Origin of the sequence: Neorhizobium petrolearium (assembly GCF_017873175.1) — a bacterium.
Classification (GTDB): Bacteria; Pseudomonadota; Alphaproteobacteria; order Rhizobiales; family Rhizobiaceae; genus Neorhizobium; species Neorhizobium petrolearium.
Map to the genome: position 1 here is coordinate 57,763 of NZ_JAGGJW010000003.1, position 25,777 is coordinate 83,539.

The following is a 25,777-nucleotide window of genomic DNA, read 5'->3' on the forward strand; positions in this document are numbered from 1 at the left end:
AGGCGAGCCATCTTGAAATTGCGCGGAACCTATGTCTTTTGCATCATTGTTGCAACACGATATTCATCCCGCGCGTGAGACTTTTTGACACTTTTCCCGCCGGGACAGAAGGGTCCCCCATGAAGAATTCGGCTTTTGACCGAACGCTGGTGCTGATCCCGGCCCGAATGGCCTCGACGCGCCTGCCAGGAAAACCTCTGGCTGATATTGCCGGATTGCCGATGATCGTCCAGGTAGCAAAACGCGCCCAGGAAGCGGAAGTCGGCCGAATCATCGTCGCGGTCGACCATCAGGACGTCTACGACGCGGTGGCGGCCGCCGGTTTCGACGTGGTGATGACCCGCCAGGACCATCAATCCGGTTCCGACCGCATCTTCGAAGCCGTCCAGAAGGCCGATCCGGACGCGAAGATGGATTTCGTCATCAACGTCCAGGGCGACCTGCCGACGATCGAACCGGAGGCTGTCCGCGCCTCGCTCCGCCCCCTCGAAAATTCCTCGACCGATATCGCAACGCTGACGGTCGAGATCACCGACGAACACGAGAAAACCAATCCGAATGTCGTCAAGATCGTCGGCTCTCCGCTTTCCGCCACGCGGCTGAGGGCGCTTTATTTCACCCGCGCGACGGCCCCATACGGCAACGGCCCGCTCTATCATCATATCGGGCTATATGCCTATCGCCGCGCCGCGCTCGAAAAATTCGTGGCGCTCGGGCCGTCGGCGCTTGAAAAGCGAGAATCGCTCGAGCAGCTCCGGGCGCTCGAAGCGGGCATGCGCATCGATGCCGAAATCGTTGACTCCGTGCCTCTGGGTGTCGATACTCCGGCCGACCTTGAAAAGGCGCGCGCGATCCTTTCCGCCCGCGCTTCCTGACGGATGTTTCCCATGAACGCTCCCACCAATCGCATCGCCTTCCAAGGCGACTTCGGTGCCAATTCCGACATGGCCTGCCGAGACATGTTCCCGACCATGGAACCGCTGCCCTGTGCAACCTTCGAGGATGCCTTCCAGGCGCTCGAAAACGGCGACGCCGATCTGGCGATGATCCCGATCGAGAACACGATCGCGGGCCGCGTCGCCGACATCCATTATCTGCTGCCCGAATCGCGGTTGCATATCGTCGGCGAATATTTCATGCCGATCCGCTTCCAGCTCATGGTGCTGCCGGGCGTGAAGCACGAGGAAGTCCGCACCGTCCACAGCCATATCCATGCGCTCGGCCAGTGCCGCAAGATCATCCGCGCCAATGGATGGAAGGCGGTCGTGGCGGGCGATACGGCTGGTGCTGCCAAGCTGATCGCGGAAAAGGGCGACCGCTCCATGGCCGCGCTCGCGCCCCGGCTTGCGGCAGAGCTCTACGGCCTCGAAATCATGGCCGAGAATGTCGAGGACACGGAAGACAACATCACCCGTTTCGTGATCCTGTCGCGCGACGAAAAATGGGTGCAGCGCGACGACCCGACCGATGTGATCGTGACGACGTTCGTATTCAATGTCCGCAATATTCCGGCCGCGCTCTACAAGGCGCTCGGCGGGTTCGCGACGAACGGCATCAACATGACCAAGCTCGAAAGCTACCAACTCGGCGGCAAGTTCGTGGCCACCCAGTTCTACGCGGATATCGAGGGCCATCCTGACGACGCGCCGGTGCGCCGGGCTCTGGAAGAGCTCCGGTTCTTCTCTGAAAAGGTCCGCATCCTCGGGACCTACAAGGGCCATCCGATGCGCGGGGCGCTGCAGAAGGGATGAACGGTCAGGCGTGAACTCGCGCATGACAAAGGATGGATTCCCCCTTGGCGACCTCGGTTATTTTTCTCCTCGGGTTTAACCCGAGGACGAGGATCGGCCGGGACACGTCGGGTGCCTCGAATAGATTTTTATAGTGACACGCGACGTGTCCCGTTCGGTGTGTTTTTCCGCGCAACAAGGCGCGGGGGAACCATTTTCTGCGCAGCCCCTTTCGACCCGCCTGCATCAACGGCAGGCCGAAAGGGCACCGGTCCGTCCTTCGGACCGTCGGCGATGCTTGAACCGGTGTAGCCGAAACAGGACGTGGAGATTGTAGGCATAGGCTGAAAGAGCGGGGACGAACGAAGGCGGTTTTTCCTGTCGATTTCCCGCAAGGTTTTGATTTGCCTCACCATACCCCCCTCTGCCCTGCCGGGCAGAGGGCTGCCGCGCCCACCACCGCCGACCGCCTTTCGCGCTTACTCCGCGCCCATCGAATAGACCCGCAGGCGATGACCATCCGGATCGGTCATGACGAACGTATAGCCGAAATCCATCTGTACCGGCGTTTGCAGTACCCGCAGGCCGCGTTTCGCCCAGTCCGCATAGATCCTGTCGACATCGGTCGCATCTTCACGCCTGAAGCAGATCTCCATCCCGCCGCTTCCGCCAGTGACGAGCGGCTGTGCCGTGTGCCGTGACCAGAGGCCGACCTTGAGACCGGTCGGCAGGATGAAAAGGGCGAAAGTCGCCGAACGTTCGACGGGGTCAACGCCGAAGAGAGACTGATAGAATTCCGCGCTTGCGAGGGGGTTGTCGACGAAGAGAATAACGAAATCTGGATGAACCATGTCTGCGCTCCTGTGTTTGAGACCGACATGACGCTATCGCAGCCTGCTGTCAGATAGTGGCAGCAGCGATCACGGCCCGTTCGGAATTCCCTGCGTCTCTCGCCACTCCTTGAGGAGCACCTGCCGACGGCGGGGATAGCGCTGTTCAGTCGAGGTGACGGAAATCATACGATCGGTGCGGAAATGCCGAAAATCCTGCCTGAGCTCACACCAGGCAACCAGAACCCGGACGCTGTCGAAGAAACCGAGCGCGAAGGGCCAGACTCTCCTCGTAGTCAGCGTTCCCTTGTCATCTTCGTAAGCGAGTTCGAGAATGCGTTCAGCCCGTATCGCCTTGCGGATCAGGCCAAGATCAGCCCTGCCCTCCTGCCTTTTCGCCGGCCCGACGAGCAGGGTCGAGGTGTCGACCTCTTGTCTGAGGTCGGGCGGCAGGACAGTGGCGATCTTGGCAAGCGCATCGACGGCACCGGCGGCAAGTCGTGGATCGGCCGTCTTCGCCACCCAGCGGGAGCCGAGCACCAGCGCCTCGATCTCCTCTTCGGAAAACATCATCGGCGGCAGCATGAAACCCGGATTCAGCACATAGCCGAGGCCCGCCTCCCCTTCGATGAAGGCGCCCTGTGCCTGCAGGCTTGCGATATCCCGATAAAGCGTACGCAGGCTGACGCCCGTCTCCGCAGCGAGCCTCGCGCCGCTGACAGGCTGACGATAACGTCGGAGCACCTGGAGAAGGACCAGCAGACGTTCCGAGCGGGCAATGGTCATGATGCTGAAACCCCTCGTGTCTTTCCACAGACTGGTAAGACAAATCCGCTTCGAACACCCCGGCCGCTCGCTATGGCTCGCGGCGTTCGTCGCTGCAATCGATTCACTGGATCGATTGCTCAGGCTGCGCCTGACCGCTCGTTACTCCACTCGATCCAGTCGCGCAGCAGGCGGTGGGCGATCGCGCCCTTCGCCGGCGCAAAATGAGGGCTGTCCGGACCGGCATCTAGCATCGCGGCGACCTCCGCGCGCTCGAACCAACGGACGTCCGCCATTTCCTGCGGATCGATACTGATCTCGGTGGACGTCGCTTCGGCATAGCAGCCGATCATCAGCGAATGCGGCATCGGCCAGGGCTGGGAGGCGTGGTAACGCACCCTTCCCACCTCAATGCCGGATTCCTCGAAGGTTTCGCGGCGGACCGCGTTCTCGATCGTCTCGCCAGGCTCAACGAAACCGGCAAGACAGGAATACATCCCTTCCTGGAAATGGTGACTGCGGCCGAGCAGGCAACGGTCCCGCTCGATATCCACCGTCAGCATGATCACCACCGGATCAGTACGTGGAAACGTCATATGCTGGCATTGGGTGCAGACACGCTTGTAGCCGCCGATCTTCGACTCAGTCGGAGAACCACATTTGCCACAAAAGCGGTTGGCGCCGTTCCAGTTGAGGAGCGCTACGGCCTGCGCAATCTCGCCCTGCAGTTCGCCCTCGATCAGCGAATCACGGAAGAGCGCCCGCGCCTCCGTCGGTTTGTAATGGCTCGCCAAGTCCTCGACCGGGATCAATACCGGCACGGCAATCCGCGGCTCACCATTCTCCTTGTAGCCGAGCAGAACGGCGTTATCGAAATCAGGTTCGAGTTCAGCGAGTTCGTAAGGCGCAAACAATGGATCGAGGACCTGGCCGTCGTGCTTCAGGATCAGCCGGCTGCCGGTGAAGGCGAAGATATGAGTGCCCTCCACCGCAAGTGCCTTCTCCAGGCAATCATCATCACGGTATTCGGCCTGCCGATCCAGCTTGTTGCCGGAAAAGGCGGTGAGTTCACTCGGCTCTGGATGCGGTGCATCGGTTTGGAAAAGAGTTGCAGTCATGATCAGAGGGCTTCAATGAGTTTCTTGAGGAAATTCTGCTTCTGCGATTCGTCATAAGGCACTGCCTGACCGAATCCCCAGACGGGACCGGGCCAATTGGGATCACCCTCGAACCTAGCTATGACGTGGACATGCAGTTGGCGAACGATGTTGCCAAGCGCGCCCACGTTGACCTTCGTCGCGCCGGTTGCCTCTTTCAACGCCGTGGCCACCGTATTCGTCTCGAAGGCCAAAAGCGCCTGGTCGAGCGGAGTGAGATCGAATATCTCGACCATGCCGTTGCGTTGCGGCACCAGCATCAGCCAGGGCCAGCGGCTGTCTTTTAGGATACGGAGCTGGCAGAGGCCCAGCACTGTCACGAGATCCGAATCCCGAGCGAGTCTCCCGTCCAATTCGAAATCGCTCAAGCTCTCCTCCCGTTTGTTTTTCATTCGATAGCAGTTTTCGCCGATCCGGCGGTCCGGTTCCAACATTTGCATATCCTTGGCGCACCTTCGCAAGCAAATGTTGGAAGCACAAGGACCACAAGCAAGCATATGATTTCCAGTGGAATTTTCGGGTCGACATACGATTTGAGAAGGACCGCGAACGAGATTCGGATGGCAAATTCATTCCACCAGCTTGCATTTGGAAGCGTTATTGCCGATATGTGCGACGGGAGGTTGGTGGTGGACGAGCCACTCGCCAACCGGGTCAGGTCCGGAAGGAAGCAGCCCTAACGAGCCCGGCACGGGTCGCCGTGCCAGCCTCCCACCTCAATTCGATACCATCTTGGTCAGCTTCCGGTCCGGTCAAGTGGCTGGAACGGCCCGCGCAGGCTGGCAGGACTTTATGAGCGATACCGGGCCCACACAGACGAGCACCCCCACCGGAAACGGATACCGGGTGCTCGCCCGCAAATACCGCCCCAAGGATTTCTCGGACCTGATGGTCGGCCAGGAGCCGATGGTCCGCACGCTGACCAACGCCTTCGAGACCGGCCGCATTGCGCAGGCCTATATGCTGACCGGCGTGCGCGGGGTGGGGAAGACGACGACCGCCCGCATTCTCGCCCGCGCGCTGAACTACAAGACCCCGGAAATCGACAAGCCGACGATCGACCTCAGGATCCCCGGAGAGCACTGCCAGGCGATTATGGAAGGCCGGCATGTCGACGTGATCGAGATGGACGCCGCCTCGCATACCGGCATCGACGACATCCGCGAGATCATCGAGCAGGTGCGCTACCGCCCCGTCTCGGCGCGCTACAAGGTCTATATTATCGACGAAGTGCACATGCTCTCGACGCAGGCCTTCAACGGCCTCCTGAAGACGCTCGAAGAACCGCCGGAGCATGTGAAGTTCATCTTCGCGACGACGGAAATCCGCAAGGTTCCGATCACCGTCCTCTCGCGCTGCCAGCGATTCGATCTTCGCCGCATCAGCGCCGCCGACCTCGTCGGCCTGTTTTCGACCATCCTGGAAAAGGAAGGCATCTCCGCCGAACCGGAAGCGCTCGCCATGGTCGCCCGCGCGGCGGAAGGCTCGGCCCGCGACGGGCTCTCGCTGCTCGACCAGGCAATCGCCCACGGCGGCGGCCGGGTCGAGGCCGAAACCGTGCGCGGCATGCTGGGGCTTGCGGACCGCGCCCGCATCGTCGACCTCTTCGAGCATATCGTACGCGGTGATGTGACGGCGGCACTTTCCGAATTCGGCGCGCAATACGAAGCCGGCGCCAATCCGGTCGTGGTGCTCACCGACCTTGCCGATTTCACCCATCTCGTCACCCGCTTCAAATATATTCCGGATGCGGCAAACGACCCGTCGCTCAGCGAAATCGAGCGCGTACGCGGCCGGGAATTTGCCGACAGCGTCGCGGTGAGCACGCTGTCGCGGATCTGGCAGATGCTGCTCAAGGGCATTCCGGAAGCGGAAAACTCTTCGCGTCCCGCCGGCGCGGCTGAAATGGTGCTGATCCGGCTCACGCATGCCGCCCATCTGCCTTCGCCGGAAGAGGCCGCACGCCGGCTGGCGGATTTCTCCGGTAACGAAGGCCAACGCCCCCCTGCTCCGAACGGGAATGGCGCCAATGGGGGCGCAAGCCGGCCTGTTTCACCGCCCCAATCGCCGCTCAACGCGCGCGGCACGGAAATATCGAGCCCCTCCGTACCGGCAGGCGGCCCGACGGCGATGTTGCAGGCCGTTGCAAGCACCGCGCCCAGCCATATGCCTGTCGGCCGCACGGAAGAGCGGCCAGCCGAGAAGCCGCAGCCGAAAGTGCCGGTCAATTCGCTCGATGACATTGTCGAGCTCTGCACCAAGAACCGCGATCCCAAGCTGAAGGCGCTGGTGCGCAACTTCGTGCGGCTGGTGAAGCTGGAGCCGGGGCGGCTCGACATGCGGTTGACCGATGGCGGTCCGAACACGCTGCCCGGCGAGCTTGGCGTCAAGCTCAAGGAATGGACCGGCATTCACTGGATCGTCAGCATCAGCAAGGAGGAGGGCGCGCCGACACTGGTCGAAGCGGATAACAATGCCCGCGAAGCCCGCCTGACGGATGCCCGCGCCGACCCGGACGTGGCGGCGATCCTCGCCCAGTTCCCGGGGGCCAAGATCACCGACGTGCGTATCCGCGCCGCAGAAGAAGAGAACGAAACCGAGGAAGCGCCGGCACCGGCGACCGCAGAATCCGAAGAGGGCGATATCCTGCCCGGCGACGACATCGAGCTATAGAAGAAGAGGACAGAAAGATGCGCGACATCATGGGCATGATGGGCAAGGTCAAGGAAATGCAGGCCAAGATGGAGAAGATGCAGGCGGACATCGCCGCTCTCGACGTCGAAGGCACATCAGGCGGCGGCCTCGTCACCGTCAGGCTGAACGGCAAGGGCGAGATGCTCGGCCTCAAGATCGACCCGTCGCTCTTCAAGGAAGACGATGTCGAAATCCTCGAAGACCTGATCGTCGCTGCCCACAAGGCGGCCAAGGAACGCGCCGAGCAACTCGCCGCCGAAAAGACCAAGGAACTGACCGCCGGCCTGCCGATCCCGCCCGGCATGAAGCTGCCGTTCTAATCATTCCATCGGATAGAAGAGGGAGGTTCCGATGACGCTGACATCGCTTCTGGTCTTCGCGGCGGCGCTGTTCGTTGCGGCCGGCTCGCCCGGTCCGAGCATTGCCGCGCTTGTCGCCCGCGTGCTTTCCAAGGGCTACCGCGACGTGTTGCCCTTCCTGGCGGCAATGTGGGTGGGCGAAGCCGTGTGGCTGTCGTTCGCCGTTGCCGGCCTTGCCGCGATCGCCGAAAGCTTTCACCTCGTCTTCGTGGCGATCAAGTGGATCGGCATCATCTATCTGCTCTATCTTGCCTGGAAAATGTGGTTCGCCGAGCCCGCAGGCCCCGGCGAGGACCTGCCGGAAAGCCGCTCGGCGCTGAAGATGTTCTTTGCCGGGCTGACCGTGACGCTCGGCAATCCCAAGATCATGATGTTTTACGTGGCGCTGCTGCCTTCGATCATCGACCTCGGCGGCGTGACGCTGACCGGCTGGCTGGAACTGGTCGCGGCCATGTTCATCGTGCTGGTCGTCGTCGATCTCGCCTGGGTGCTGCTTGCCGCGAAGGCGCGGCAGTTCCTGAGGAGCCCGCGGGCTGTCAGGATCGCCAATCGTTTCTCTGCCGGAACGATGGCGGGTGCGGCGGCGGCCATCGCCGCACGTTGAGGTGTCAAGACCCGGTGCTAAAACGCCCCGGCGGCCGGTTCCGACCCGTAGGCTTCTCGGCGATTCCGTTCTGCCGGCATTTGAGGTACAAGCGCCGCATGGCAAAACGAGTCACTGGTCCCGAAATCGAAAAACTCATCCAGCTTCTGGCGAAGGTCCCGGGGCTTGGGCCCCGCTCCGCACGCCGGGCGGCGCTGCATCTCATCAAGAAGAAGGAGCAGCTTCTAGGTCCCCTGTCGCATGCCATGGGCGAGGCCTATGACAAGGTGAAAATCTGCTCGCGCTGCGGCAATGTCGATACGGTCGATCCCTGTAGCGTGTGCACCGACGAGCGGCGCGACCAGTCGATCCTGATCGTCGTCGAGGACGTGTCCGACCTCTGGGCGCTGGAACGGGCCGGCGCGATGAACGCCGCCTATCACGTGCTCGGCGGCACGCTTTCGCCGCTCGACGGCATCGGCCCGGACGATCTCAACATCCGCGGGCTGATCGACCGGGTGAACGAGGGCAATATCCGCGAGGTCATCATCGCCGTCAACGCCACCGTCGAGGGACAGACGACGGCGCATTACATCACCGACCAGCTTTCCGGCATCGATGTGAAGATCACGCGGCTTGCGCATGGCGTGCCGGTCGGCGGCGAACTCGACTATCTCGACGAGGGCACGCTGACGGCGGCGCTCAGGGCGCGGACGGCAATATAGAGTTTCGGAAGGAGACCGATGAGCAAGCTCGCCCCCCTCTGGCCTGCCGACGAGGCACAATGGAAGCTCCGAGCTCCCTCTTCTCCCCAGCGGGGAGAAGGTGGTCCGAAGAACCGGATGAGGGGGGCGAAGCCAAATGAGCTGGCGATGAGTTTGTCGCGTGTGCACCTCCTCATCGCCTCGCTTTGCTCGGCACTTCTCCCCGTTGGGGAGAAGAGGGAAATCCGCCGGGCCGCTTTCATCGCATTTCTCGCCCTCATTCCCCTTCCCGCCTCTGCCCAAAACAAGCCGGATGTCGAAAAGCAGTTCCAGCGGTGGATTGTCAGCGACCTCGGTCCTGACGCAAAGAGGGCGGGGATATCCGAGAGGACGCTGAAAGCCGCGTTCCGGGGCATTGCCCTGAACTGGACCCTGCCCGATCTCGTGCCGCCAGGCACGAAGCCTCCGAAACAGCAGGACCAGAGCCAGGCGGAGTTCTCCTCTCCCGGCGCCTATTTTTCGGAGAAGCGGCTGCAGGGCCTGGCCGCAACCGGGCGCGGGCTTTTTTCCACCCATGCAGCAACGTTGAAGAAGATCGAGGCCGCCTATGGCGTGCCGGGCGAGATCGTCGTGGCCATCTGGGGCCGGGAATCCGGCTTCGGCCGCGCGAAACTGCCCTATTCCGCCGTGCAGGTGCTGGCGACCAAAGCCTTCATGTCGACCCGCAAGGATATGTTCCGCGAGGAACTGATCGCCGCGCTGACGATGATCGAGCGGGGCGATGTCGACGTGGCCACCATGAAAGGCTCCTGGGCCGGCGCGCTCGGCCAGCCGCAATTCATGCCGTCGAGCTACCTGAAATATGCCGTCGATTTCGATCGCGACGGGCATGCGGATATCTGGAACTCCGTGCCGGACGCGCTCGCCTCCATCGCCCACTACCTGCAGAAGGAAGGCTGGCAGCGCAGCCGCGACTGGGGTTTCGAGGTCAGCATTCCGGCCAATGTCTCATGTGCGCAGGAAGGGCCTGACCTTGCAAAGCCGGTCTCGACCTGGGCGGCAGCCGGCATCACCCGCATTTCCGGGAAGGCGTTCCCTTCCGCCGATCTCAAGGCCGCCGGAATGATGCTGGTTCCCGCCGGGCGGCATGGGCCGGAATTCATCGTCACACCGAATTTCTACGTACTCAAGCAATACAACAATTCCGACCTCTATGCGCTATTCATCGGCAACCTGGCCGACCGCATCGCCAATGGTGGCGGACCGTTCCGGGCAAGCTGGGGCGATGTCGGGAAAATGCTGCGTTCGGACGTGCTCGCCATGCAGAAGGCGCTGGTCGCCAGGGGATATGATGTCGGCAATGTCGACGGTCTGCCGGGCTACAAGACCCGCCGCTCGCTCGGCGACTGGCAGGCGAAGAACGGGCTTCAACCCACCTGCTTCCCCGATCCTTCCCTAAAGGGAAAGATCAGGTAGTCAGAGGCTGCGTTTCAGCCCTTCATGGCTCGCGGTGAACCCGAGCTTCTCATAAAACCGGATAGCGTCGGGCCGTGCCTTGTCGGAGGTCAGTTGCACCAGCTTGCAGCCGCGCTCCGCCGCCTTCTGCACCGCCCATTCGATGAACTGCGATCCAAGTCCGCTGCCACGCTGGTCCGCTGCGATACGCACGCTTTCGATCTGACCCCGCCACATGCCGGCGCGCGAGAGGCCGGGGATGAAGGAGAGCTGCAGGCAGCCGACCACCCTGTCCCCGTCATCCACCGCAACGGCGAGAAGCTGGTTTTCATCCGTCTCGATCGCCGCAAAAGCCTGCTCATAGCAAGGAGCGACCGGATCGGAGACAATCTCGCGCGACCGCCCGAGCGGATCGTCAGCCAGGAGGCCGATGATGGAAGGGAGATCGGAATGGCTCGCTTTTCGAAAGGAAAACATGCGCCCGTGCCTCAGTGATGCAGATCGGGTGGCGATTTGTGGAACACGTCGCTGCGTGGCGGGATGGTCTGGCGTTCGATCATGCGGTGGGCGCGCGGGCCTTCCTCGCCGCGATGGAGACGGCGGATCGCATCCCATACCTCGACATCCGCCTGGGTCCTGCGCTGGTTATGCCTGACGTAATCGGCCCAGGTCGCCGTGTGATACGTCTCGGTCCAGATCTCCGGATGTTCGAGATCCCTCATCAGTGCCCATTGCCGCGCGCCATCACGAATGCGAATGCGGCGCCGACGCGACATGAGGGTCAGGAATTCCGGCACGTCCTCGTCGGCGATGATGTAGTCCACCAATGATACGATCGGCCCGCTGCGCATCTGCAGATCGAGCCTCAGCGATGGGGCGCTGAACCGGTTCACCGGATCGAGGTTGAGATCAACGAACTGCGGCAGGGCGAGACGAAGCCCGATCATCACCCCCACCAGCATGGCAAGGCTGGACAGTGTCAATGCGATCGAAACTCCGAACGTCTCCGACAGGACACCCCATAACCAGCTCCCCCCGGCAATACCTCCGAAGGCTGCGGTTTGGTAAAACGAGAGCGCCCGTCCTACCACCCAGCGCGGCGTGGAAAGCTGTACGGTCGTATTGAAAAGCGAGAGCGCCAGGACCCAGCAGGCCCCCGGCACGAGAAGAGCAAGCGTGGTGATCCAGGCGCTCGAGCTCAGGGCGATGACAGCGGCGCTCGCCGCGAAGCCGAGGAAGGACAGCCGGACGATCATTTCGCTCGACATCTTCTCGCGCAGCCTTGAATTGGCCATGGCGCCGGCGATCGCGCCGACCCCGAAAGCGCCGAGCATGATGCCGTAGGTCAGCGGGCCGCCGGAGACGAGGTCGCGTGCGACGATCGGCAGGAGAGCCAGTATGGCGCTTGCCGAGATGCCGAAGACCAACGCCCGAAACAGAACATTCAGGATATTCGGCGACATGACCACATAGCCGAAACCGGCCGAAAGCGCGCGCAGAAGCGTTTCCCGCGGCAGCACGTCGTCGCGCTTTTCAGGTTTCCACCGTAAAAGCGCATAGATCAGTGCGAAATAGCTGCAGGAGTTGACGGCAAATGCCGCAGCAGCCCCCCCCGCAGCGACGATCGCACCGCCGATCGCCGGGCCGAGGCTGCGGGTGATGTTGAAGCCGACGCTGTTGATCGTCACCGCCGCCGGAAGGACTTCGCGCGGCACCATATCGCCGACGGATGCCTGCCAGGAAGGATTGTTGAGCGCAACGCCACAGCCGAGCAGGAAAGTGAAGGCAAGCAGCAGCCAGGGGGTGAGCAGGTCGAGATAGGCGAAGACCGTGAGCGTTATCGAAACAACGAGCATGAAGAGCTGCGCCGTCAACATCAGGCTGCGACGGTTGAAATTGTCGGCAAGCGCGCCGGCGATCATCGAGAAGAGCATGATCGGCAGGGCGGTCGAGGCCTGGACCAGCGCGACCATGTCTTGCGAGTCGGATATGGACGTCATCATCCAGGCGGCGCCGACGGCCTGGATGAGGCTGCCGAAATTGGATGCGAGGCTGGCGATCCAGATCGTCCTGAATGTTTGGTGCCGGAAGGGAGCGAGAGTCGATATCCGATCGGGCACTTTGCATCCTCGTTCTTTCGTGCGTCGTTACAAACGGTTATAGACCGAGCTTATGCAAATTCCAGCGGTTCGGACCAACGAAAGAGGCAACTCTTGCAATCCGGGGCCTGAGAGCGTATATGCAAGCCATATTCTTGATCGTCCGATGAAGAGTGGGCCCGACCGGACCCGCTCTTTTTTGTTAGGCGATCGCTCCAACCTCGGCCGGAACGCTGGACGAGGGCAATGAACCGGAGAGCTTATGCCACAAACCGAAACCGAGCCGCGTCTCATTATCGAGACCGGGCTCGACCTCAGGATCGCCGAAATCATCGAGCCGGTGCTGACCGCCATGGATTACCGGCTGGTTCGCGTGCGCATGCTGAACCAGAACGGCCTGACGTTGCAGATCATGGCCGAGCGCAACGACGGAACCATGGATGTCGAGGGCTGCGAAGCCGTATCCACGGCCATTTCGCCCGTCCTGGATGTGGAAGATCCGATCGATAAGGCGTATCATCTCGAAGTATCCTCGCCGGGCATCGATCGCCCGATGGTCCGCAAGTCGGATTTCACCCGCTGGAAGGGCCATCTCGTCAAATGCGAAACGTCGATCATGATCGACAATCGCAAGCGGTTCCGCGGCAGGATCACAGAAGCAGATGCGGAAGGTTTCACACTCGAACGGGACCAGGTCGCCTATGGTGAGGAACCACGAGTGACAATCCCCTTTTCGGCGCTGGCCGAGGCAAAGCTCATTCTGACCGACGATCTGATCCGCGAAGCGCTGCGAGCCGACAAGCTCGCCAAGACGCAGGCCGCGAACCAGAACGACGAAGACGACGAATAACCGAACAAGACACAATGGCCCTTCAAGAAGAGGCCATAACAAGCGACCTACGGAGACCAACGACAATGGCAGTGAGTGCGAACCGGCTTGAACTTCTGCAGATCGCGGATGCAGTGGCGCGCGAAAAGGTCATCGACCGCGAAATCGTGCTGGCCGCGATGGCCGACGCCATCCAGAAGGCTGCCCGCTCCCGCTACGGTTCGGAAACCAATATCCGTGCCGACATCAATTCCAAGACCGGCGAAATCCGACTGCAGCGCCTCCTGGAAGTGGTGGACCACGCCGAGGACTATTCGACCCAGATTCCGCTGGCGCTTGCCCGCGACCGCAACCCCGACGCCAAGATCGGCGACTTCATCGCCGATCCGCTGCCGCCGATGGATTTCGGCCGCATCGCCGCGCAGTCTGCCAAACAGGTGATCGTACAGAAGGTCCGGGAAGCCGAGCGTGACCGTCAGTTCGACGAGTTCAAGGACCGTGTCGGCGAGATCGTCAACGGTACCGTCAAGCGCGTCGAATACGGCAACGTCATCGTCGACCTCGGACGTGGCGAAGGCATCATTCGCCGCGACGAGATGATCCCGCGCGAGAACATGCGCTACGGCGACCGTGTGCGTGCTTATGTCTACGACGTCCGCCGTGAGCAGCGCGGCCCGCAGATATTCCTGTCGCGCACGCATCCGCAGTTCATGGTCAAGCTCTTCACCATGGAAGTGCCGGAAATCTACGACGGTATCATCCAGATCAAGTCGGTCGCTCGCGATCCGGGTTCGCGCGCCAAGATCGCCGTCATCTCGAACGACAGTTCGATCGACCCGGTCGGCGCCTGCGTCGGTATGCGCGGCTCCAGAGTCCAGGCCGTCGTCGGCGAGCTGCAGGGCGAAAAGATCGACATCATCCCCTGGTCCGCCGATCCGGCATCCTTCATCGTCAATGCGTTGCAGCCGGCCGAAGTCTCCAAGGTGGTTCTCGATGAAGATGCCGAGCGCATCGAAGTCGTGGTTCCGGACGAACAGCTCTCGCTTGCCATCGGCCGCCGCGGCCAGAACGTCCGCCTTGCCTCCCAGCTTACCGGTTGGGACATCGACATCATGACGGAACAGGAAGAGTCCGAACGTCGCCAGAAGGAATTCAACGAGCGCACCAACCTCTTCATGGAAGCGCTCGACGTCGACGAGATGATCGGCCAAGTGCTGGCCTCGGAAGGCTTTGCGCAGGTCGAGGAACTGGCCTATGTCGATCTCGACGAAATCTCCTCGATCGAAGGTTTCGACGAGGACACGGCGACGGAAATCCAGACGCGCGCCCGCGACTATCTGGAGCGGATCGAGGCCGAAAACGACGCGAAGCGCAAGGAACTCGGTGTGTCCGACGAGCTTCGCCAAATCAACGGCATGACCGCGCAGATGATGGTCGCGCTCGGTGAGGACGGCATCAAGACGATCGAGGACTTTGCCGGCTGTGCGGCTGACGACCTCGTCGGCTGGACCGAACGCAAGGACGGCGAGACGAAGAAGTTCGAAGGCCTGTTCTCGAAGTTCGACGTTTCCCGCACCGAGGCCGAGAACATGATCGTGCAGGCTCGTCTGCTCGCGGGCTGGATCACCGAAGAGGATCTCGCCCAGCCGGAGCCGGAACCCGAGACCGAGGAGGCGGACGCCGCAGAACAGGAATGATGCCGCTACGGGAGACGCCGGACGCCGACGGCGGTGGCGAGTGGGACGAGATCATCGTGAACGACCGGACCTGCATCGTCACACGCGAGACTGCACCGCCGGAAACCCTGATCCGCTTCGTGGCCTCTCCAGACGGGCGCGTCGTGCCCGACCTGAAGCGGCAGCTTCCCGGCCGCGGTTGCTGGATCAAGGCGGAACGGACACTTGTCGACCGGGCGGTGAGTAAAAAGCTCTTCGCTCGGGCGCTGAAGACCGAGGCGAAGGCTGATGCCGATCTTGGCGCACTCATCGACCGACTGCTCGCGGCCGATCTGGTGGGGATGATGAACTTGGCCCGCAAAGCCGGTCAGTTCATCTCGGGCGCCACGAAAGTGGATGCCGCCGTGCGTTCGGGCGCGGCGATCGCCGTTTTCCATGCCGCCGATGCGGCACCGGACGGCGTCAGAAAAATAGACCAGGCCCGCAAGGCCTGGAAGCTCGGCTCCGATGCCGAGGAGGACATTCCGTCCTTTTCGCTCTTTACCGGAGCGGAATTGGACGAAGTGATGGGCCAGAATGCTTTTATCCATGCTTGCGCGCTTGCAGGGCAGGCGGGTGAGGGTGTAGTGAAGCGCGCAACCATGCTCGAAAAGTACCGCGATGTCGGTCAATCCGGAGCAAATGGCGGCGCTGGCCGGCGAGAACAATGACGCGGTCACCGGCGAAGGCCGGCCGCCATTTTGGAATGTACGGATTAAACGACAGGTTCTGATGGCTTCCATCCGTTCCTGTCCGAAGGAACAGGAACGGAATGACCGATAATAAAGACGACAAGACACTCGGCGTAAAGAAGACCCTCACCCTGAAGCCATCGGGGATGAGCCAGGGTACTGTGCGCCAGGACATGGGTCGCGGTCGCACGAAGGCGGTCGTCGTCGAGACGGTGAAGCGGCGGCCAACCCGGCCGATAGACGAAAAGCCAGCCTTTACGGCACCCGCCCCCGCCCAGCGTCCGGCCGAGACCGCGCAGCCGTCGCAGCAGCGCCCGCAGGCTGCCGCGCCGCAACCCCGGATCCACCAGCCGGCGCCACAGAGCCAGCGCCCACTTCCGCAGCAGGGCCAGCGCCCGTCCGGCGGACCGTCCGGTCAGCCGCAGCGCCAGCAGCCTCAACGCCCGCAGGTCCTGCATGATCTCTCCGCCGGAGAGATGGAGGCACGCCGTCGTGCGCTGATGGAAGCCCAGGCCCGCGAAGTCGAGGAAGCCAAGCGTCGCGCCGAGGAAGAAGCACTCCGCAAGGTGGAGGAAGAACGCCGCAAGGCGGAAGAAGCGGAAGAAGCCGCCCGTCGTGCTGAAGAAGCCAAGGCGCAGCCGCCGGCCGCCGAAGAACCTGTCCCGGCCGGAGCACCTGCTCCGGCGCCTGCAGTTGCCGAGAGGCCGGCTGAACGTGCTGCCGCTCCGGCTGCCCGGCCTCAGGAAGCCCGCCCGCAGGCCCCGCGTCCCGCCGGTGCTCCGGCGCCCGCGGGCGTTCAACCGGCCGCCGGTCGTGGTCGCCGTGCCAATGAGGACGAGGATGATGATCGCGGTCCGCCGCGGGGCGTCCCGAGCCGTGGCCGCGTGGCGGCTCCGGCGCCCGCCAAGGTTCCGGCACGACCGAAGACGGAGGAAGAGCGCCGCCGCGGCAAGCTCACCATCACCACGGTGAGCGGTGAAGACGACGAGGGCAGCTCGCGCGGCCGGTCGCTCGCCGCCATCCGCCGCCGGCAGGAGAAATTCCGCCGCAGCCAGATGCAGGAGCCGCGTGAAAAGGTCGTCCGCGAGGTCATCCTTCCGGAGACCATCACCATTCAGGAGCTGTCGCAGCGCATGTCCGAGCGCGCCGTCGACGTCATCAAGTACCTGATGAAGGAAGGCCAGATGATGAAGCCGGGCGACGTCATCGACGCCGACCTTGCCGAACTCATCGCCGGCGAATTTGGCCATACCGTGAAGCGCGTCTCCGAATCGGACGTCGAAGAAGGCATCTTCAACGTTGCCGACGACGAAGGCGAATTGGTGTCGCGTCCGCCGGTTGTCACCATCATGGGCCATGTCGATCACGGCAAGACCTCACTGCTCGACGCGATCCGCCATGCCAACGTCGTCGCCGGCGAAGCAGGCGGCATCACCCAGCATATCGGTGCCTACCAGGTGGAGCAGAACGGCCAGAAGATCACCTTCATCGATACGCCCGGCCACGCCGCCTTCACGGCGATGCGCGCCCGTGGTGCCCAGGCGACGGACATCGCCATCCTGGTGGTTGCGGCTGACGACAGCGTGATGCCGCAGACGATCGAATCGATCAACCACGCCAAGGCGGCGGGTGTTCCAATCATCGTTGCGATCAACAAGATCGACAAGCCGACGGCCAATGCGCAGAAGGTCCGCACCGAACTGCTGCAGCACGAAGTCTTCGTGGAAAGCATGGGCGGCGAGACCCTGGATGTCGAGGTTTCGGCCAAAAACGGAACCAATCTCGACAAGCTGCTCGAAGCGATCCTGCTGCAGGCGGAAATTCTCGACCTCAAGGCCAATCCGAACCGGACGGCCGAAGGCACGGTGATCGAAGCCCAGCTCGACCGTGGTCGTGGCTCGGTCGCAACCATGCTGGTGCAGAAGGGGACACTGAGGCCTGGCCAGATCATCGTGGCCGGCGATCAGTGGGGCCGCGTGCGCGCGCTCGTCGACGACAAGGGCGAGCATGTCAAGGAAGCGGGGCCAGCCACGCCGGTCGAAGTGCTCGGTCTTTCCGGCACACCTCAGGCAGGCGATAAGTTCGCCGTCGTCGAGAACGAGGGCCGCGCCCGCGAGATCTCCGAATACCGCCAGCGGCTCGCCCGCGACAAGGCGGCGGCTCGTCAGTCGGGTTCACGCGGTTCGCTGGAACAGATGATGACCCAGCTCCAGACTTCCGGCGTGAAGGAGTTTCCGCTGGTCATCAAGGGCGACGTGCAGGGCTCGATCGAAGCCATTGCCGGCGCGCTCGAAAAGCTCGGTACCGACGAAGTTCGCGCCCGCATCGTCCATTCGGGCGCAGGCGGCATCACCGAGTCGGATATTTCGCTTGCCGAGGCCTCCAATGCGGCGATCATCGGCTTCAACGTGCGTGCCAATTCCCAGGCACGCGCCTTCGCCGAGCGTCAAGGTATCGAAATCCGCTACTACAACATCATCTACGACCTCGTGGATGACGTGAAGGCGGCAATGTCGGGCCTGCTGTCGCCGGAACGGCGCGAGACCTTCCTCGGCAATGCCGAAATCCTGGAGGTGTTCAACATCACCAAGGTCGGCAAGGTTGCGGGTTGCCGCGTCACGGAAGGCAAGGTCGAGCGTGGTGCGGGCGTTCGCCTCATCCGCGACAACGTCGTCATCCACGAAGGCAAGCTCAAGACGCTCAAGCGCTTCAAGGACGAAGTCTCGGAAGTGCCGGTCGGCCAGGAATGCGGCATGGCCTTCGAGAACTACGAAGACATCCGCGCCGGCGACATCATCGAGTGCTTCCGCGTCGAACACGTCACGCGCACGCTTTAAGCACTGGCTCAATAATGCTACGAACCGCCGGGAAGAAATTCCCGGCGTTTTTTTATCTTGGTGGAGGAAGACAGAATATGGCTGTTTCATTCGATCTGACCGGCAAGACGGCGATCGTCACCGGCGCCAATACAGGTCTCGGCCAAGCGGTCGCAGTGGCGCTGGCCGGAGCTGGAGCGGATGTAGCCTTGGTCGGCCGATCCTCCATGGCCGAGACGGAAGCGGCGATCAGCGCCGCAGGCGGGCGGGCCAAATCGATCCAAGCGGACCTTGCAACGATCAAGCCGGTCGACCGGGTGATCAAGGAAACGCTCGACTGGACGGGCCGAACCGATATCCTCGTCAACAATGCCGGCATCATCCGCCGCGCCGATGCGATCGATTTCACCGAGGCCGACTGGGACGCGGTGATGGACGTGAACCTGAAGACGGTCTTCTTCCTTTGTCAGGCCTTCGCGCGTCATCTGATCGCCGAGGGCAAGGGCGGCAAGATCATTAATATTGCCTCGCTTCTTTCCTTCCAGGGCGGCATCCGCATCCCCTCCTACACGGCTTCCAAGAGCGGGCTTGCCGGCCTCACCCGGCTGCTTGCCTGCGAATGGGCGAGCAAGGGCATCAATGTGAACGCCATCGCCCCCGGTTACTTCTCGACCAACAATACCGAAGCGCTGCGGAACGACCCGGACCGCAATGCGGCGATCCTCGGCCGCATCCCGGCCGGCCATTGGGGCCAGCCCGAAGAACTCGGAGGCGCTGCCGTCTTCCTCGCCGCAACGGCTTCGGATTATATCCACGGCATCGTGCTGCCGGTCGACGGCGGCTGGCTGGCACGATAATCCCGCCTGTTTTCATGGCAGACCGAGAGCGATCCCCGTGCCGGCGGCATGGCTGCCGCCGTGTAAGGTGAATTTGATCGGCATTCTCAAGATTTATTAGTTGCCATTCTTACTCATGTTTATTATCGGGTAGCAGCAACATCGCGAATGCATCGGCTGAGGCCGCCGGCGTTCCGATGTCTTCGTTTCCGTCAATGCCGATCCGCGCCCATGCGCTGTCTGCCTTGCCGAATAGTCCGGAGTATCGCCTGTTATGTCCGTTATCCTGAAGCCCGCTTTTTCCATGCGCCAGCCGATCAGGAGCCGGCTCCCGATGACGCTCACGATACTGGCTGCCACGCTGCTGGCCGTCCCGGCGGCGATGGCTCAAGCGCCCGCCCCGCAAACAACCGAGCCCGCTCAATCCGTCGCTCCTGCTCCTTCTGCTCCGTCCATCGCAACGCCTGAAACGCAGGCCGAACCTGCACCATCCGGTACAGGGCCGAACGAAGCTCCGCAGACAACCCCACCTTTGCAGCCAGAAACCCCAGCGCTTGCTTCTTCGACCGTGCAGCGCGACACAGACAATGGTGCGCAACCGACGTCCGCCGAACAGGAAGAACAGCCGGTCGCGCAAGAGCCCGCCGATGTGTTCACACAGTTCCTCGAACCGGAACGCCGCTCCGACCTGCCGCATGATCTTTCCCCCTGGGGCATGTTCATGGCGGCCGACTGGGTGGTCAAAGGCGTGATGCTGGGACTTGCCTTCGCCTCGCTCATCACCTGGACCGTCTGGCTTGCCAAGACGCTTGAGCTTGCCGGAGCGCGCACCCGCGCAGGCCGGACTTTGAAGACCATCCGCACATCCCGCACACTTTCGGAAGCGGTCAATGCAGCCGGCAGCCGCGGCGGGCCTGCCGCACTGATGCTGCGCGCCGCCGCCGAGGAGATGCAGCTATCCGAAGCCGCGCTCGACCATGCTCACGGCGACGGCATCAAGGAGCGCGTCAGCTCGGTTCTTTCCCGCATCGAGGCCTATGCCGGCCGGCGCATGTCGCGCGGCACCGGCGTGCTTGCGACCATCGGCTCCACGGCGCCCTTCGTCGGCCTGTTCGGCACGGTCTGGGGCATCATGAATTCCTTCATCGGCATCTCCCAGTCCAACACAACCAATCTGGCCGTCGTCGCACCGGGCATTGCGGAAGCCTTGCTCGCGACCGCAATCGGCCTTGTTGCCGCCATTCCGGCCGTCGTCATCTACAACGTCTTCGCCCGCTCCATCACCGGTTACCGGCAGCTTCTGGCGGACGCGGCCGCCGGCGTTGAACGGCTGGTCAGCCGTGACCTCGATTTCCGCAAGATCCCGCCGGGAGCCCGCAAGACGCCGGTCTCGCTGGTGGCAGGAGGCTGATCGACCATGGCCGGCGGCATTCGCGAACATCATGGCGAGGACCTTTCGGAGAACCACGAGATCAACGTGACGCCGTTCATCGACGTCATGCTGGTGCTCTTGATCATCTTCATGGTGGCCGCGCCGCTTGCGACGGTCGACGTCAATGTCGATCTCCCTGCCTCGACCGCCAAGCCGGCCGACCGGCCGGACGAACCGCTCTACCTGACCGTGAAGGAGGATCTGAGCCTCAACATCGGCAATGATCCCGTGGCCCGCGACCAGCTGGCGGCAGCGCTCGGTGCTGTGACAGAGGGCAACAAGGATACGCGGATCTTCCTGCGTGCCGACAAGGCCGTCGACTACGGGCAGTTCATGGAAGTCATGAACCTCCTGCGGGACGCCGGTTATTTGAAGATCGCGCTGGTGGGGCTCGAAACTCTCCCGACACAGCCCACACCTGCGGTCGGTGCTACAGAAGCGCCGTCTCCGCAGCCGCAAGCTCCACCGGCCACGCTCTCCCCGGGAGTTGCGCCATGAGCCTCGTCACCTCGCAGGCAGGCCCGAGCGGGCGCGCCGGCGAACTGGCGCTCTGGAGCGTCGCCGGGCTGTTGATGCTTTCGGTGCATATCGGTGCTGCTGCACTTCTCATACAGGAAACGCCGGATGCGCCGGCCGACAATTCGCCGCCGGCCGCGATCATGATCGAGCTTGCTCCGGAACCCGAGGCCGTCAATACCGAAGAGGACCAGATTTCCCCCGACCAGCTGGATCAGGAGGAGGTCAAGAGCGAGCAGGCGGAGCCGGTCGAGGAACCGCAGCCCGAACCGACGCCGGAACCGGTCGAGCAACAGCAGAAGGTCGCGGAGCCGGTGGAGCCAACTCCTGCCGAACCGGTGATCGAAGAACCGCCTCCGGAAATGCCAGAACCGGAACCCCAGATCACCCGGACCATTCCTGAACCGCCACCGGAGCCTGTCGAAGAGATCGACCCGATCGAGGAGCAGATGACGGCTGCGCTGGAAAATGTCGAGGTGCCGTTGCCGATGATGCGGCCTGAGCTGCCAAAACCGGATGAAGTGAAGAAACCTGAGCCCAGGAGGGAACAGGCCAAAAGGAGCCAGAAGCCGAAACAGCAACAACAACAGCAGGCTCGCCAGGATATGGCCGAGGCGAAAGTTCAGGCCAGGCAATCGGACCGCACCGCCGCCAGCCAGAACTCGACAGGCTTCTTCTCGCAATCGATTTCGCCGGCCAAATGGATGACGCGCGTGCGGACGAAGATTGCGCGCTACGCCCGCAAATGCCCCGGTAACGGAACGGGTATCGTGACGGTTCGCTTCAGTTTCGATGGCAGCGGCAATATCGGCAGCGTCTCCGTATCCCGGTCGTCAGGCGATTCGGCAATCGACAATTATGTCACATCAGCCGTCCGGCGCGCTTCGCCGATCCCGGCGCCGCCGTCCGGTGTTGCAAGTTTCCTGAGCCAGCCAGTAAAGTGCGAATGACCGCCTGATTTCTACGCGGCATCCGCTCCTGAACTGATCTGGATCCAGCATGCACATGACCCTCGAAGAAACCGAAGCGCTCGTGAAGAGTGTTTTCGAAACCAATGGCGTCCTCACCGAGACCGCTCGTTCCCTCGCATGCGCGCTCGTGCATGCGGAGGCCGCCGGGCAATACGGGCATGGGCTCAGGCGCATTCCGGCCTATATAGGCCAGGCACGCAGCGGCAAGGTGGACGGCAAGGCAAGGCCGGTCGCCACGCGACCCCGGCCGGCGGTGCTTTCCGTCGACGCCGCGCTCGGTTACGCCTATCCGGCTTTCGACCTTGCCGTCGCGGACCTGCCCGCAATCGCCCGCGAGCAGGGTATCGCGCTTGGCCTCGTGCATCGATCGCACCATGCCGGCGTCATGGCGCTGACAGTCGAAAGGTTTGCCGAACTGGGCCTCGTGGCGCTGATGTTCGCCAATGCGCCGGCCTCCATGGCCGCGTGGGGCGGGAGGAAACGCCTGTTCGGCACCAACCCGATTGCGTTTGCGGCGCCGGTAGCAGGCGAGGACCCGCTGGTGATCGATCTGGCGCTCTCCACCGTGGCGGCGGGCAAGATAATGGCCGCCAAGCAGAAGGCCGTGAACATTCCGGAAGGCTGGGCCTTCGACCGGGAAGGCAGGCCGACGACCGACGCTAACGAAGCGTTGAAGGGCCTCATGGCGCCTTCCGGCGGAGCCAAGGGCGCGGCACTGGCGCTAATGGTGGAGATACTTGCGGCGGGCCTGACGGGATCGAATTTCTCCTACGAGGCCAGTTCGTTCATGGAAGAGAAAGGCACGCCGCCTTCCGTCGGGCAAATGCTGATCGTTATCGATCCTTCTGCCGGGGCCGGATCGGCCGCCGAACGGATCGCCGAACTGGCGCGCGAGATGACGGCGGAAGAGGGTGTTCGCCTGCCCGGCCGGCGCGGCCAGACCGCCCGCCGAACGGCGATCGAACAGGGCCTCGATATCGAGGACGAGCTGATCGCATCGATCAGGGCATTGGCTTAAGCACGAAGCGCCGTTGCCGGCGACTGGCGATAGGCCAGTATCGCCGGTACGGCCGACAGCACGGCCGAGACGCCGAGCAGGACAAGCGCGAGCTGTAGATCCTCATAGGTGAATTCGACCGGCAGCACGATGCCGCTCTCGGCCGTGAAGAGGCCGGCAATCACCCCGGCGGCAACCAGACCTGCCAGGAAACCCAGGCCAATGCCGAGCGCGACCAGGGAAAAGAGTTCCAGCCAGACGATCGCGAAGACCGAAAGCCGTGGCGCTCCGAAAGCCCGCAGCGCGCCGATCTGGCGTCGCCGCTGGCCGATATGCGTGACGGTGACGAGAACCAGCGCAGCCGCCACGAGGCCCTGCGAACCCGCCGCCACGGCGCTCAAGACCAGTTTGGCATCACCGAGCGTGGCATAGAGGCCAGTCAGCACTTCGCCTGGAAAAACGGCCAGCGTATTGCCACTGCGATATTCCTGTCGCAGCTTGTAGGCGTCCGCGATCGTCTTCGGCTTCACCAGCACCGCAGGGAGGCCTGGAGTGTCGGCGGAAAAATCTTCAACGATCGGGGCATCCCCGTCGATGGCATGGTCGTCGTGGTCCTCATCATGCTCTTCGGCGGCTGCCACCTCGTTCTCGTGATCGTGTTCCTGCGCGGCTTCCAGAGGGCTATGGCCGTGCTCATCGGTGGCTGCGGCAGCGGGCGTCACTTCAGGCGCGTCGCCTTCGTGATGTTCTTCCTCTTCGTGCCCATGCTCGTGACCGAGTCCATGGACATGCCAGACGGCCTGGATCGGCACCAGAATGGCGCGGTCCCACGGCGTGCCCGTTGGCCGCAGTTTACCCGCGACATGATAGACGATGCCCGCATGGGTCTCTCCGCCCGTCGCAGCCGTGCCGTGCATCGGCTTGATTTCTGCACCGACCGGCAGCTTGACGGCCGCACCCAGCACGGCTTCGCCTTCCTGCTCGAACATGCGGCCTTCCGCAAAACCGGAGACGGTGCTGGAAATCAAGGCGCGCGTCGTGCCAACCAGCGGATAGCCGGCGAAGGAGTCCCCGAAGCCCACGGGCGCTGCCCAGGCGACCCGCGAATCCTTCGAGAGCTTCGCCAGGACTTCGCCCGGCATCAGCGGCAAGGGAGCGGGCTGGAGGAAAACGGAGGACAGGACAAGCTGGGTTTCGCTCCCCGCCGCGCCGATGACGAGGTCGAACTTGTCCGCCGCCCGGGCACTGCCCAGACGCAAAGCCCGCTCTTGCAATGTCACGGTGACGCCCAGTGCCGTCGCAAGCGCCACGAGGAGTATCACGACGGCGGCACCGGCCCAGAGACGGCGCAGATCGGCCAAGATGAAGCGAATCATGCCGCTACCTCTTCACGCATGCTATCGGCGACGATACGTCCGGCACGGAGGGTGAGGCGACGATCCAGCCGGTCGATCAGGCGCTGGTCGTGTGAAACGACGATCAGCGTACTCTTCGTCTCCGCCGCCATGTCGAGCAGCAGCCGGCCGACAGTCTCGCCCGCCTCCGCATCCAGACTTGCAGTCGGTTCATCGGCGACGATCACGCCCGGCTTGCGCAGAAGCGCGCGGGCGATCGCCACGCGCTGCATCTCGCCGCGCGACATCGTCTCGATCTTCTGACCCGGCCGGGAAAGGCCAACGGTCTTCAACAATTCATAGGCCCGGGTGACCATCGCCGCATCGGCGACGCGCGCAAGCCGCGCCGGCAGAAGCACGTTCTCAACGGCGGAAAGGCCCGGGAACAAGTGGAAATCCTGCATGACGAGGCCGATATGCTCGGCCCGCCAGCGATCGCGCGATGTTTCCGAGAGCCGAGCGATATCTCGCCCGTTCCAGACAACCTTGCCGGTCGTAACCCGTTCCAAACCGGTAACGACATTGATGAATGTGCTCTTGCCGGAACCGGAGCCGCCGGTCACGGCAACTCGATCTCCGGGAGAGAATGCCAGGGAATCTATCCGAAGGACGGGGCCATCCAGCCCGGGAAACGACTTGATCAGGCTATCAATATGCAACGAAAGCATGTTCAGACCGCCTGGTATGCGGCGTCGCGGATTCTCAGGCGACTGACGAACCCGGTATCGGGATCGGTCCATGAGCCGACCTCAAGCGTGCCGCGCACCTCGATCGTCTCGTTCGGCTGTGTGAAGGTCTGTTTGCGGTTGAGGTAGACGACGACGATATTGTCGGGCCAATCGGAATCGGACGAACAAAAGGGGCAGATGGACATGGGCACTTCGGTCAGCACGAAAAATTGCGCTTCTGCTTTCAGCGGTGGCGCCATGAAGCCGCGCATCGCAACCGGCTTTCCGGCAAGCTTCTTCACCTTTTCGGAGAATTCGAGCCCCAGAACGCTGATCTTGCCGTAGAGATCATCAAAGGTCAGGTCATCGGAAGCTTCGCCCCTGCCCCCCACCATCAACAATGGCAGACCGACCACGAAACCCAGTGTCCGACGGCGGCTCAATTGCGCCCCAAACGACTTTTTCATGCCGCTCTCCCTCAATCCAGATCACGTTACTTATTTTCTTCTTTCCGACCGGCAAAGCAAGCGGCCAA

At 62.8% G+C, this 25,777-nt stretch carries 25 protein-coding genes and 1 other RNA gene; 17 read left to right on the forward strand and 9 right to left on the reverse strand.

Going from position 1 to position 25,777, the window contains the following annotated elements; genetic code table 11:
• Nucleotides 1-119 precede the first annotated feature (119 nt).
• Together J2046_RS06510 and J2046_RS06515 are read left to right on the forward strand one after the other, a co-directional pair.
• A complete protein-coding gene (locus J2046_RS06510) occupies nt 120-875 on the forward strand; it encodes a 3-deoxy-manno-octulosonate cytidylyltransferase (protein ID WP_210050389.1) in 756 nt (251 codons plus the stop codon).
• A 12-nt stretch (nt 876-887) separates the two neighbouring features.
• Nucleotides 888-1,751: a prephenate dehydratase gene (locus J2046_RS06515; RefSeq protein ID WP_210050390.1), complete on the forward strand. Its 864-nt coding sequence runs from the start codon at nt 888-890 to the stop codon at nt 1,749-1,751.
• A 458-nt stretch (nt 1,752-2,209) separates the two neighbouring features.
• Here J2046_RS06515 and J2046_RS06520 read toward each other — a convergent pair whose 3' ends face one another.
• The 4 genes from J2046_RS06520 to J2046_RS06535 all read right to left on the reverse strand — a co-directional run bounded on the left by J2046_RS06520 (nt 2,210) and on the right by J2046_RS06535 (nt 4,850).
• Nucleotides 2,210-2,581, reverse strand: a complete 372-nt coding sequence (locus J2046_RS06520; protein WP_210050391.1) for a VOC family protein — start codon at nt 2,579-2,581, stop codon at nt 2,210-2,212.
• Nucleotides 2,582-2,650: 69 nt separating this feature from the next.
• Nucleotides 2,651-3,346 carry a helix-turn-helix transcriptional regulator gene (locus J2046_RS06525; protein ID WP_210050392.1) on the reverse strand — a complete coding sequence of 232 codons (696 nt, stop codon included), beginning with the start codon at nt 3,344-3,346 and terminating at the stop codon, nt 2,651-2,653.
• Nucleotides 3,347-3,465: 119 nt separating this feature from the next.
• A complete protein-coding gene (nudC, locus tag J2046_RS06530) occupies nt 3,466-4,443 on the reverse strand; it encodes an NAD(+) diphosphatase (protein ID WP_210050393.1) in 978 nt (325 codons plus the stop codon).
• A gap of 2 nt (nt 4,444-4,445) precedes the next feature.
• A complete protein-coding gene (locus tag J2046_RS06535) occupies nt 4,446-4,850 on the reverse strand; it encodes an HIT family protein (RefSeq protein ID WP_233469601.1) in 405 nt (134 codons plus the stop codon).
• Between the two features lie 250 nt (nt 4,851-5,100).
• Between J2046_RS06535 and ffs the strand changes: the two genes are divergently transcribed.
• The 6 genes from ffs (at nt 5,101) to J2046_RS06565 (ending at nt 10,298) form a co-directional block, all read left to right on the forward strand.
• Nucleotides 5,101-5,197, forward strand: an RNA gene (ffs, locus tag J2046_RS06540) — signal recognition particle sRNA small type.
• A gap of 77 nt (nt 5,198-5,274) precedes the next feature.
• Entirely contained in the window at nt 5,275-7,155 is a 1,881-nt protein-coding gene (locus J2046_RS06545) for a DNA polymerase III subunit gamma/tau (RefSeq protein WP_210050394.1), read from the forward strand.
• A gap of 17 nt (nt 7,156-7,172) precedes the next feature.
• Nucleotides 7,173-7,496, forward strand: coding sequence for a YbaB/EbfC family nucleoid-associated protein (locus J2046_RS06550; protein ID WP_210050396.1), 324 nt, complete (start codon nt 7,173-7,175; stop codon nt 7,494-7,496).
• Nucleotides 7,497-7,527: 31 nt separating this feature from the next.
• Nucleotides 7,528-8,139 carry a LysE family translocator gene (locus J2046_RS06555; RefSeq protein WP_210050398.1) on the forward strand — a complete coding sequence of 204 codons (612 nt, stop codon included), beginning with the start codon at nt 7,528-7,530 and terminating at the stop codon, nt 8,137-8,139.
• Between the two features lie 98 nt (nt 8,140-8,237).
• Nucleotides 8,238-8,843 carry a recombination mediator RecR gene (gene recR / locus J2046_RS06560; RefSeq protein ID WP_210050399.1) on the forward strand — a complete coding sequence of 202 codons (606 nt, stop codon included), beginning with the start codon at nt 8,238-8,240 and terminating at the stop codon, nt 8,841-8,843.
• A 147-nt stretch (nt 8,844-8,990) separates the two neighbouring features.
• Entirely contained in the window at nt 8,991-10,298 is a 1,308-nt protein-coding gene (locus J2046_RS06565; protein WP_210050400.1) for a lytic murein transglycosylase, read from the forward strand.
• On the opposite strand, the gene J2046_RS06570 is transcribed toward J2046_RS06565, so the two are convergent.
• Both J2046_RS06570 and J2046_RS06575 read right to left on the reverse strand, forming a co-directional pair.
• Nucleotides 10,299-10,754 carry a GNAT family N-acetyltransferase gene (locus J2046_RS06570; RefSeq protein WP_210050401.1) on the reverse strand — a complete coding sequence of 152 codons (456 nt, stop codon included), beginning with the start codon at nt 10,752-10,754 and terminating at the stop codon, nt 10,299-10,301.
• A gap of 11 nt (nt 10,755-10,765) precedes the next feature.
• Complete coding sequence (locus J2046_RS06575) at nt 10,766-12,397, reverse strand: MFS transporter (protein ID WP_210050402.1); 1,632 nt, start codon at nt 12,395-12,397, stop codon at nt 10,766-10,768.
• A gap of 241 nt (nt 12,398-12,638) precedes the next feature.
• Here J2046_RS06575 and rimP point away from each other — a divergent pair, with 241 nt between their 5' ends.
• The 9 genes from rimP to J2046_RS06620 all read left to right on the forward strand — a co-directional run bounded on the left by rimP (nt 12,639) and on the right by J2046_RS06620 (nt 23,201).
• Complete coding sequence (gene rimP, locus J2046_RS06580) at nt 12,639-13,226, forward strand: ribosome maturation factor RimP (RefSeq protein WP_210050403.1); 588 nt, start codon at nt 12,639-12,641, stop codon at nt 13,224-13,226.
• 65 nt (nt 13,227-13,291) lie between these two features.
• On the forward strand, nt 13,292-14,902 hold the full coding sequence (gene nusA / locus J2046_RS06585) for a transcription termination factor NusA (protein ID WP_210050404.1): 1,611 nt from the start codon (nt 13,292-13,294) through the stop codon (nt 14,900-14,902).
• The gene (locus J2046_RS06590) at nt 14,902-15,591 is read left to right on the forward strand and encodes an RNA-binding protein (protein WP_233469618.1); all 690 of its coding nucleotides are present in this window, start codon (nt 14,902-14,904) and stop codon (nt 15,589-15,591) included. Before nusA ends, J2046_RS06590 begins: the two co-directional genes overlap by 1 nt.
• A 101-nt stretch (nt 15,592-15,692) precedes the next feature.
• Complete coding sequence (infB, locus tag J2046_RS06595; protein WP_210050407.1) at nt 15,693-18,449, forward strand: translation initiation factor IF-2; 2,757 nt, start codon at nt 15,693-15,695, stop codon at nt 18,447-18,449.
• Nucleotides 18,450-18,526: 77 nt separating this feature from the next.
• Nucleotides 18,527-19,285 carry a 2-dehydro-3-deoxy-D-gluconate 5-dehydrogenase KduD gene (kduD, locus tag J2046_RS06600; RefSeq protein WP_210050409.1) on the forward strand — a complete coding sequence of 253 codons (759 nt, stop codon included), beginning with the start codon at nt 18,527-18,529 and terminating at the stop codon, nt 19,283-19,285.
• Nucleotides 19,286-19,598: 313 nt separating this feature from the next.
• Nucleotides 19,599-20,675 carry a tonB-system energizer ExbB gene (gene exbB / locus J2046_RS06605; protein ID WP_210050411.1) on the forward strand — a complete coding sequence of 359 codons (1,077 nt, stop codon included), beginning with the start codon at nt 19,599-19,601 and terminating at the stop codon, nt 20,673-20,675.
• Nucleotides 20,676-20,681: 6 nt separating this feature from the next.
• Complete coding sequence (gene exbD / locus J2046_RS06610) at nt 20,682-21,194, forward strand: TonB system transport protein ExbD (protein ID WP_210050412.1); 513 nt, start codon at nt 20,682-20,684, stop codon at nt 21,192-21,194.
• Nucleotides 21,191-22,162 (forward strand): TonB family protein, encoded by a 972-nt coding sequence (locus tag J2046_RS06615; protein WP_210050413.1) that lies wholly within the window; start codon nt 21,191-21,193, stop codon nt 22,160-22,162. The genes exbD and J2046_RS06615 overlap by 4 nt, the downstream gene beginning before the upstream one ends.
• A 49-nt stretch (nt 22,163-22,211) precedes the next feature.
• Nucleotides 22,212-23,201, forward strand: a complete 990-nt coding sequence (locus tag J2046_RS06620; RefSeq protein ID WP_210050414.1) for an Ldh family oxidoreductase — start codon at nt 22,212-22,214, stop codon at nt 23,199-23,201.
• Here the strand turns inward: J2046_RS06620 and J2046_RS06625 are convergent.
• From J2046_RS06625 to J2046_RS06635, 3 genes are read right to left on the reverse strand one after another with little or no spacing between them, the layout of a single operon-like run.
• Nucleotides 23,198-24,556, reverse strand: a complete 1,359-nt coding sequence (locus J2046_RS06625) for an ABC transporter permease (RefSeq protein WP_210050415.1) — start codon at nt 24,554-24,556, stop codon at nt 23,198-23,200. The two genes, J2046_RS06620 and J2046_RS06625, sit on opposite strands and share 4 nt — an antisense overlap.
• Nucleotides 24,553-25,242, reverse strand: a complete 690-nt coding sequence (locus tag J2046_RS06630; protein WP_210050416.1) for an ABC transporter ATP-binding protein — start codon at nt 25,240-25,242, stop codon at nt 24,553-24,555. The genes J2046_RS06625 and J2046_RS06630 overlap by 4 nt, the downstream gene beginning before the upstream one ends.
• A 2-nt stretch (nt 25,243-25,244) precedes the next feature.
• Nucleotides 25,245-25,709 (reverse strand): hypothetical protein, encoded by a 465-nt coding sequence (locus J2046_RS06635; protein WP_210050418.1) that lies wholly within the window; start codon nt 25,707-25,709, stop codon nt 25,245-25,247.
• Nucleotides 25,710-25,777 lie beyond the last annotated feature (68 nt).

Coding starts and splice junctions, on each gene's coding strand:
- J2046_RS06510 (WP_210050389.1), top strand. CDS start 120: ATGAAGAATTCGGCTTTTGACCGAACGCTGGTGCTGATCCCGGCCCGA.
- J2046_RS06515 (WP_210050390.1), top strand. CDS start 888: ATGAACGCTCCCACCAATCGCATCGCCTTCCAAGGCGACTTCGGTGCC.
- J2046_RS06520 (WP_210050391.1), bottom strand. CDS start 2,581: ATGGTTCATCCAGATTTCGTTATTCTCTTCGTCGACAACCCCCTCGCA.
- J2046_RS06525 (WP_210050392.1), bottom strand. CDS start 3,346: ATGACCATTGCCCGCTCGGAACGTCTGCTGGTCCTTCTCCAGGTGCTC.
- nudC (WP_210050393.1), bottom strand. CDS start 4,443: ATGACTGCAACTCTTTTCCAAACCGATGCACCGCATCCAGAGCCGAGT.
- J2046_RS06545 (WP_210050394.1), top strand. CDS start 5,275: ATGAGCGATACCGGGCCCACACAGACGAGCACCCCCACCGGAAACGGA.
- J2046_RS06550 (WP_210050396.1), top strand. CDS start 7,173: ATGCGCGACATCATGGGCATGATGGGCAAGGTCAAGGAAATGCAGGCC.
- J2046_RS06555 (WP_210050398.1), top strand. CDS start 7,528: ATGACGCTGACATCGCTTCTGGTCTTCGCGGCGGCGCTGTTCGTTGCG.
- recR (WP_210050399.1), top strand. CDS start 8,238: ATGGCAAAACGAGTCACTGGTCCCGAAATCGAAAAACTCATCCAGCTT.
- J2046_RS06565 (WP_210050400.1), top strand. CDS start 8,991: ATGAGTTTGTCGCGTGTGCACCTCCTCATCGCCTCGCTTTGCTCGGCA.
- J2046_RS06570 (WP_210050401.1), bottom strand. CDS start 10,754: ATGTTTTCCTTTCGAAAAGCGAGCCATTCCGATCTCCCTTCCATCATC.
- rimP (WP_210050403.1), top strand. CDS start 12,639: ATGCCACAAACCGAAACCGAGCCGCGTCTCATTATCGAGACCGGGCTC.
- nusA (WP_210050404.1), top strand. CDS start 13,292: ATGGCAGTGAGTGCGAACCGGCTTGAACTTCTGCAGATCGCGGATGCA.
- J2046_RS06590 (WP_233469618.1), top strand. CDS start 14,902: ATGCCGCTACGGGAGACGCCGGACGCCGACGGCGGTGGCGAGTGGGAC.
- infB (WP_210050407.1), top strand. CDS start 15,693: ATGACCGATAATAAAGACGACAAGACACTCGGCGTAAAGAAGACCCTC.
- kduD (WP_210050409.1), top strand. CDS start 18,527: ATGGCTGTTTCATTCGATCTGACCGGCAAGACGGCGATCGTCACCGGC.
- exbB (WP_210050411.1), top strand. CDS start 19,599: ATGACGCTCACGATACTGGCTGCCACGCTGCTGGCCGTCCCGGCGGCG.
- exbD (WP_210050412.1), top strand. CDS start 20,682: ATGGCCGGCGGCATTCGCGAACATCATGGCGAGGACCTTTCGGAGAAC.
- J2046_RS06615 (WP_210050413.1), top strand. CDS start 21,191: ATGAGCCTCGTCACCTCGCAGGCAGGCCCGAGCGGGCGCGCCGGCGAA.
- J2046_RS06620 (WP_210050414.1), top strand. CDS start 22,212: ATGCACATGACCCTCGAAGAAACCGAAGCGCTCGTGAAGAGTGTTTTC.
- J2046_RS06625 (WP_210050415.1), bottom strand. CDS start 24,556: ATGATTCGCTTCATCTTGGCCGATCTGCGCCGTCTCTGGGCCGGTGCC.
- J2046_RS06630 (WP_210050416.1), bottom strand. CDS start 25,242: ATGCTTTCGTTGCATATTGATAGCCTGATCAAGTCGTTTCCCGGGCTG.
- J2046_RS06635 (WP_210050418.1), bottom strand. CDS start 25,709: ATGAAAAAGTCGTTTGGGGCGCAATTGAGCCGCCGTCGGACACTGGGT.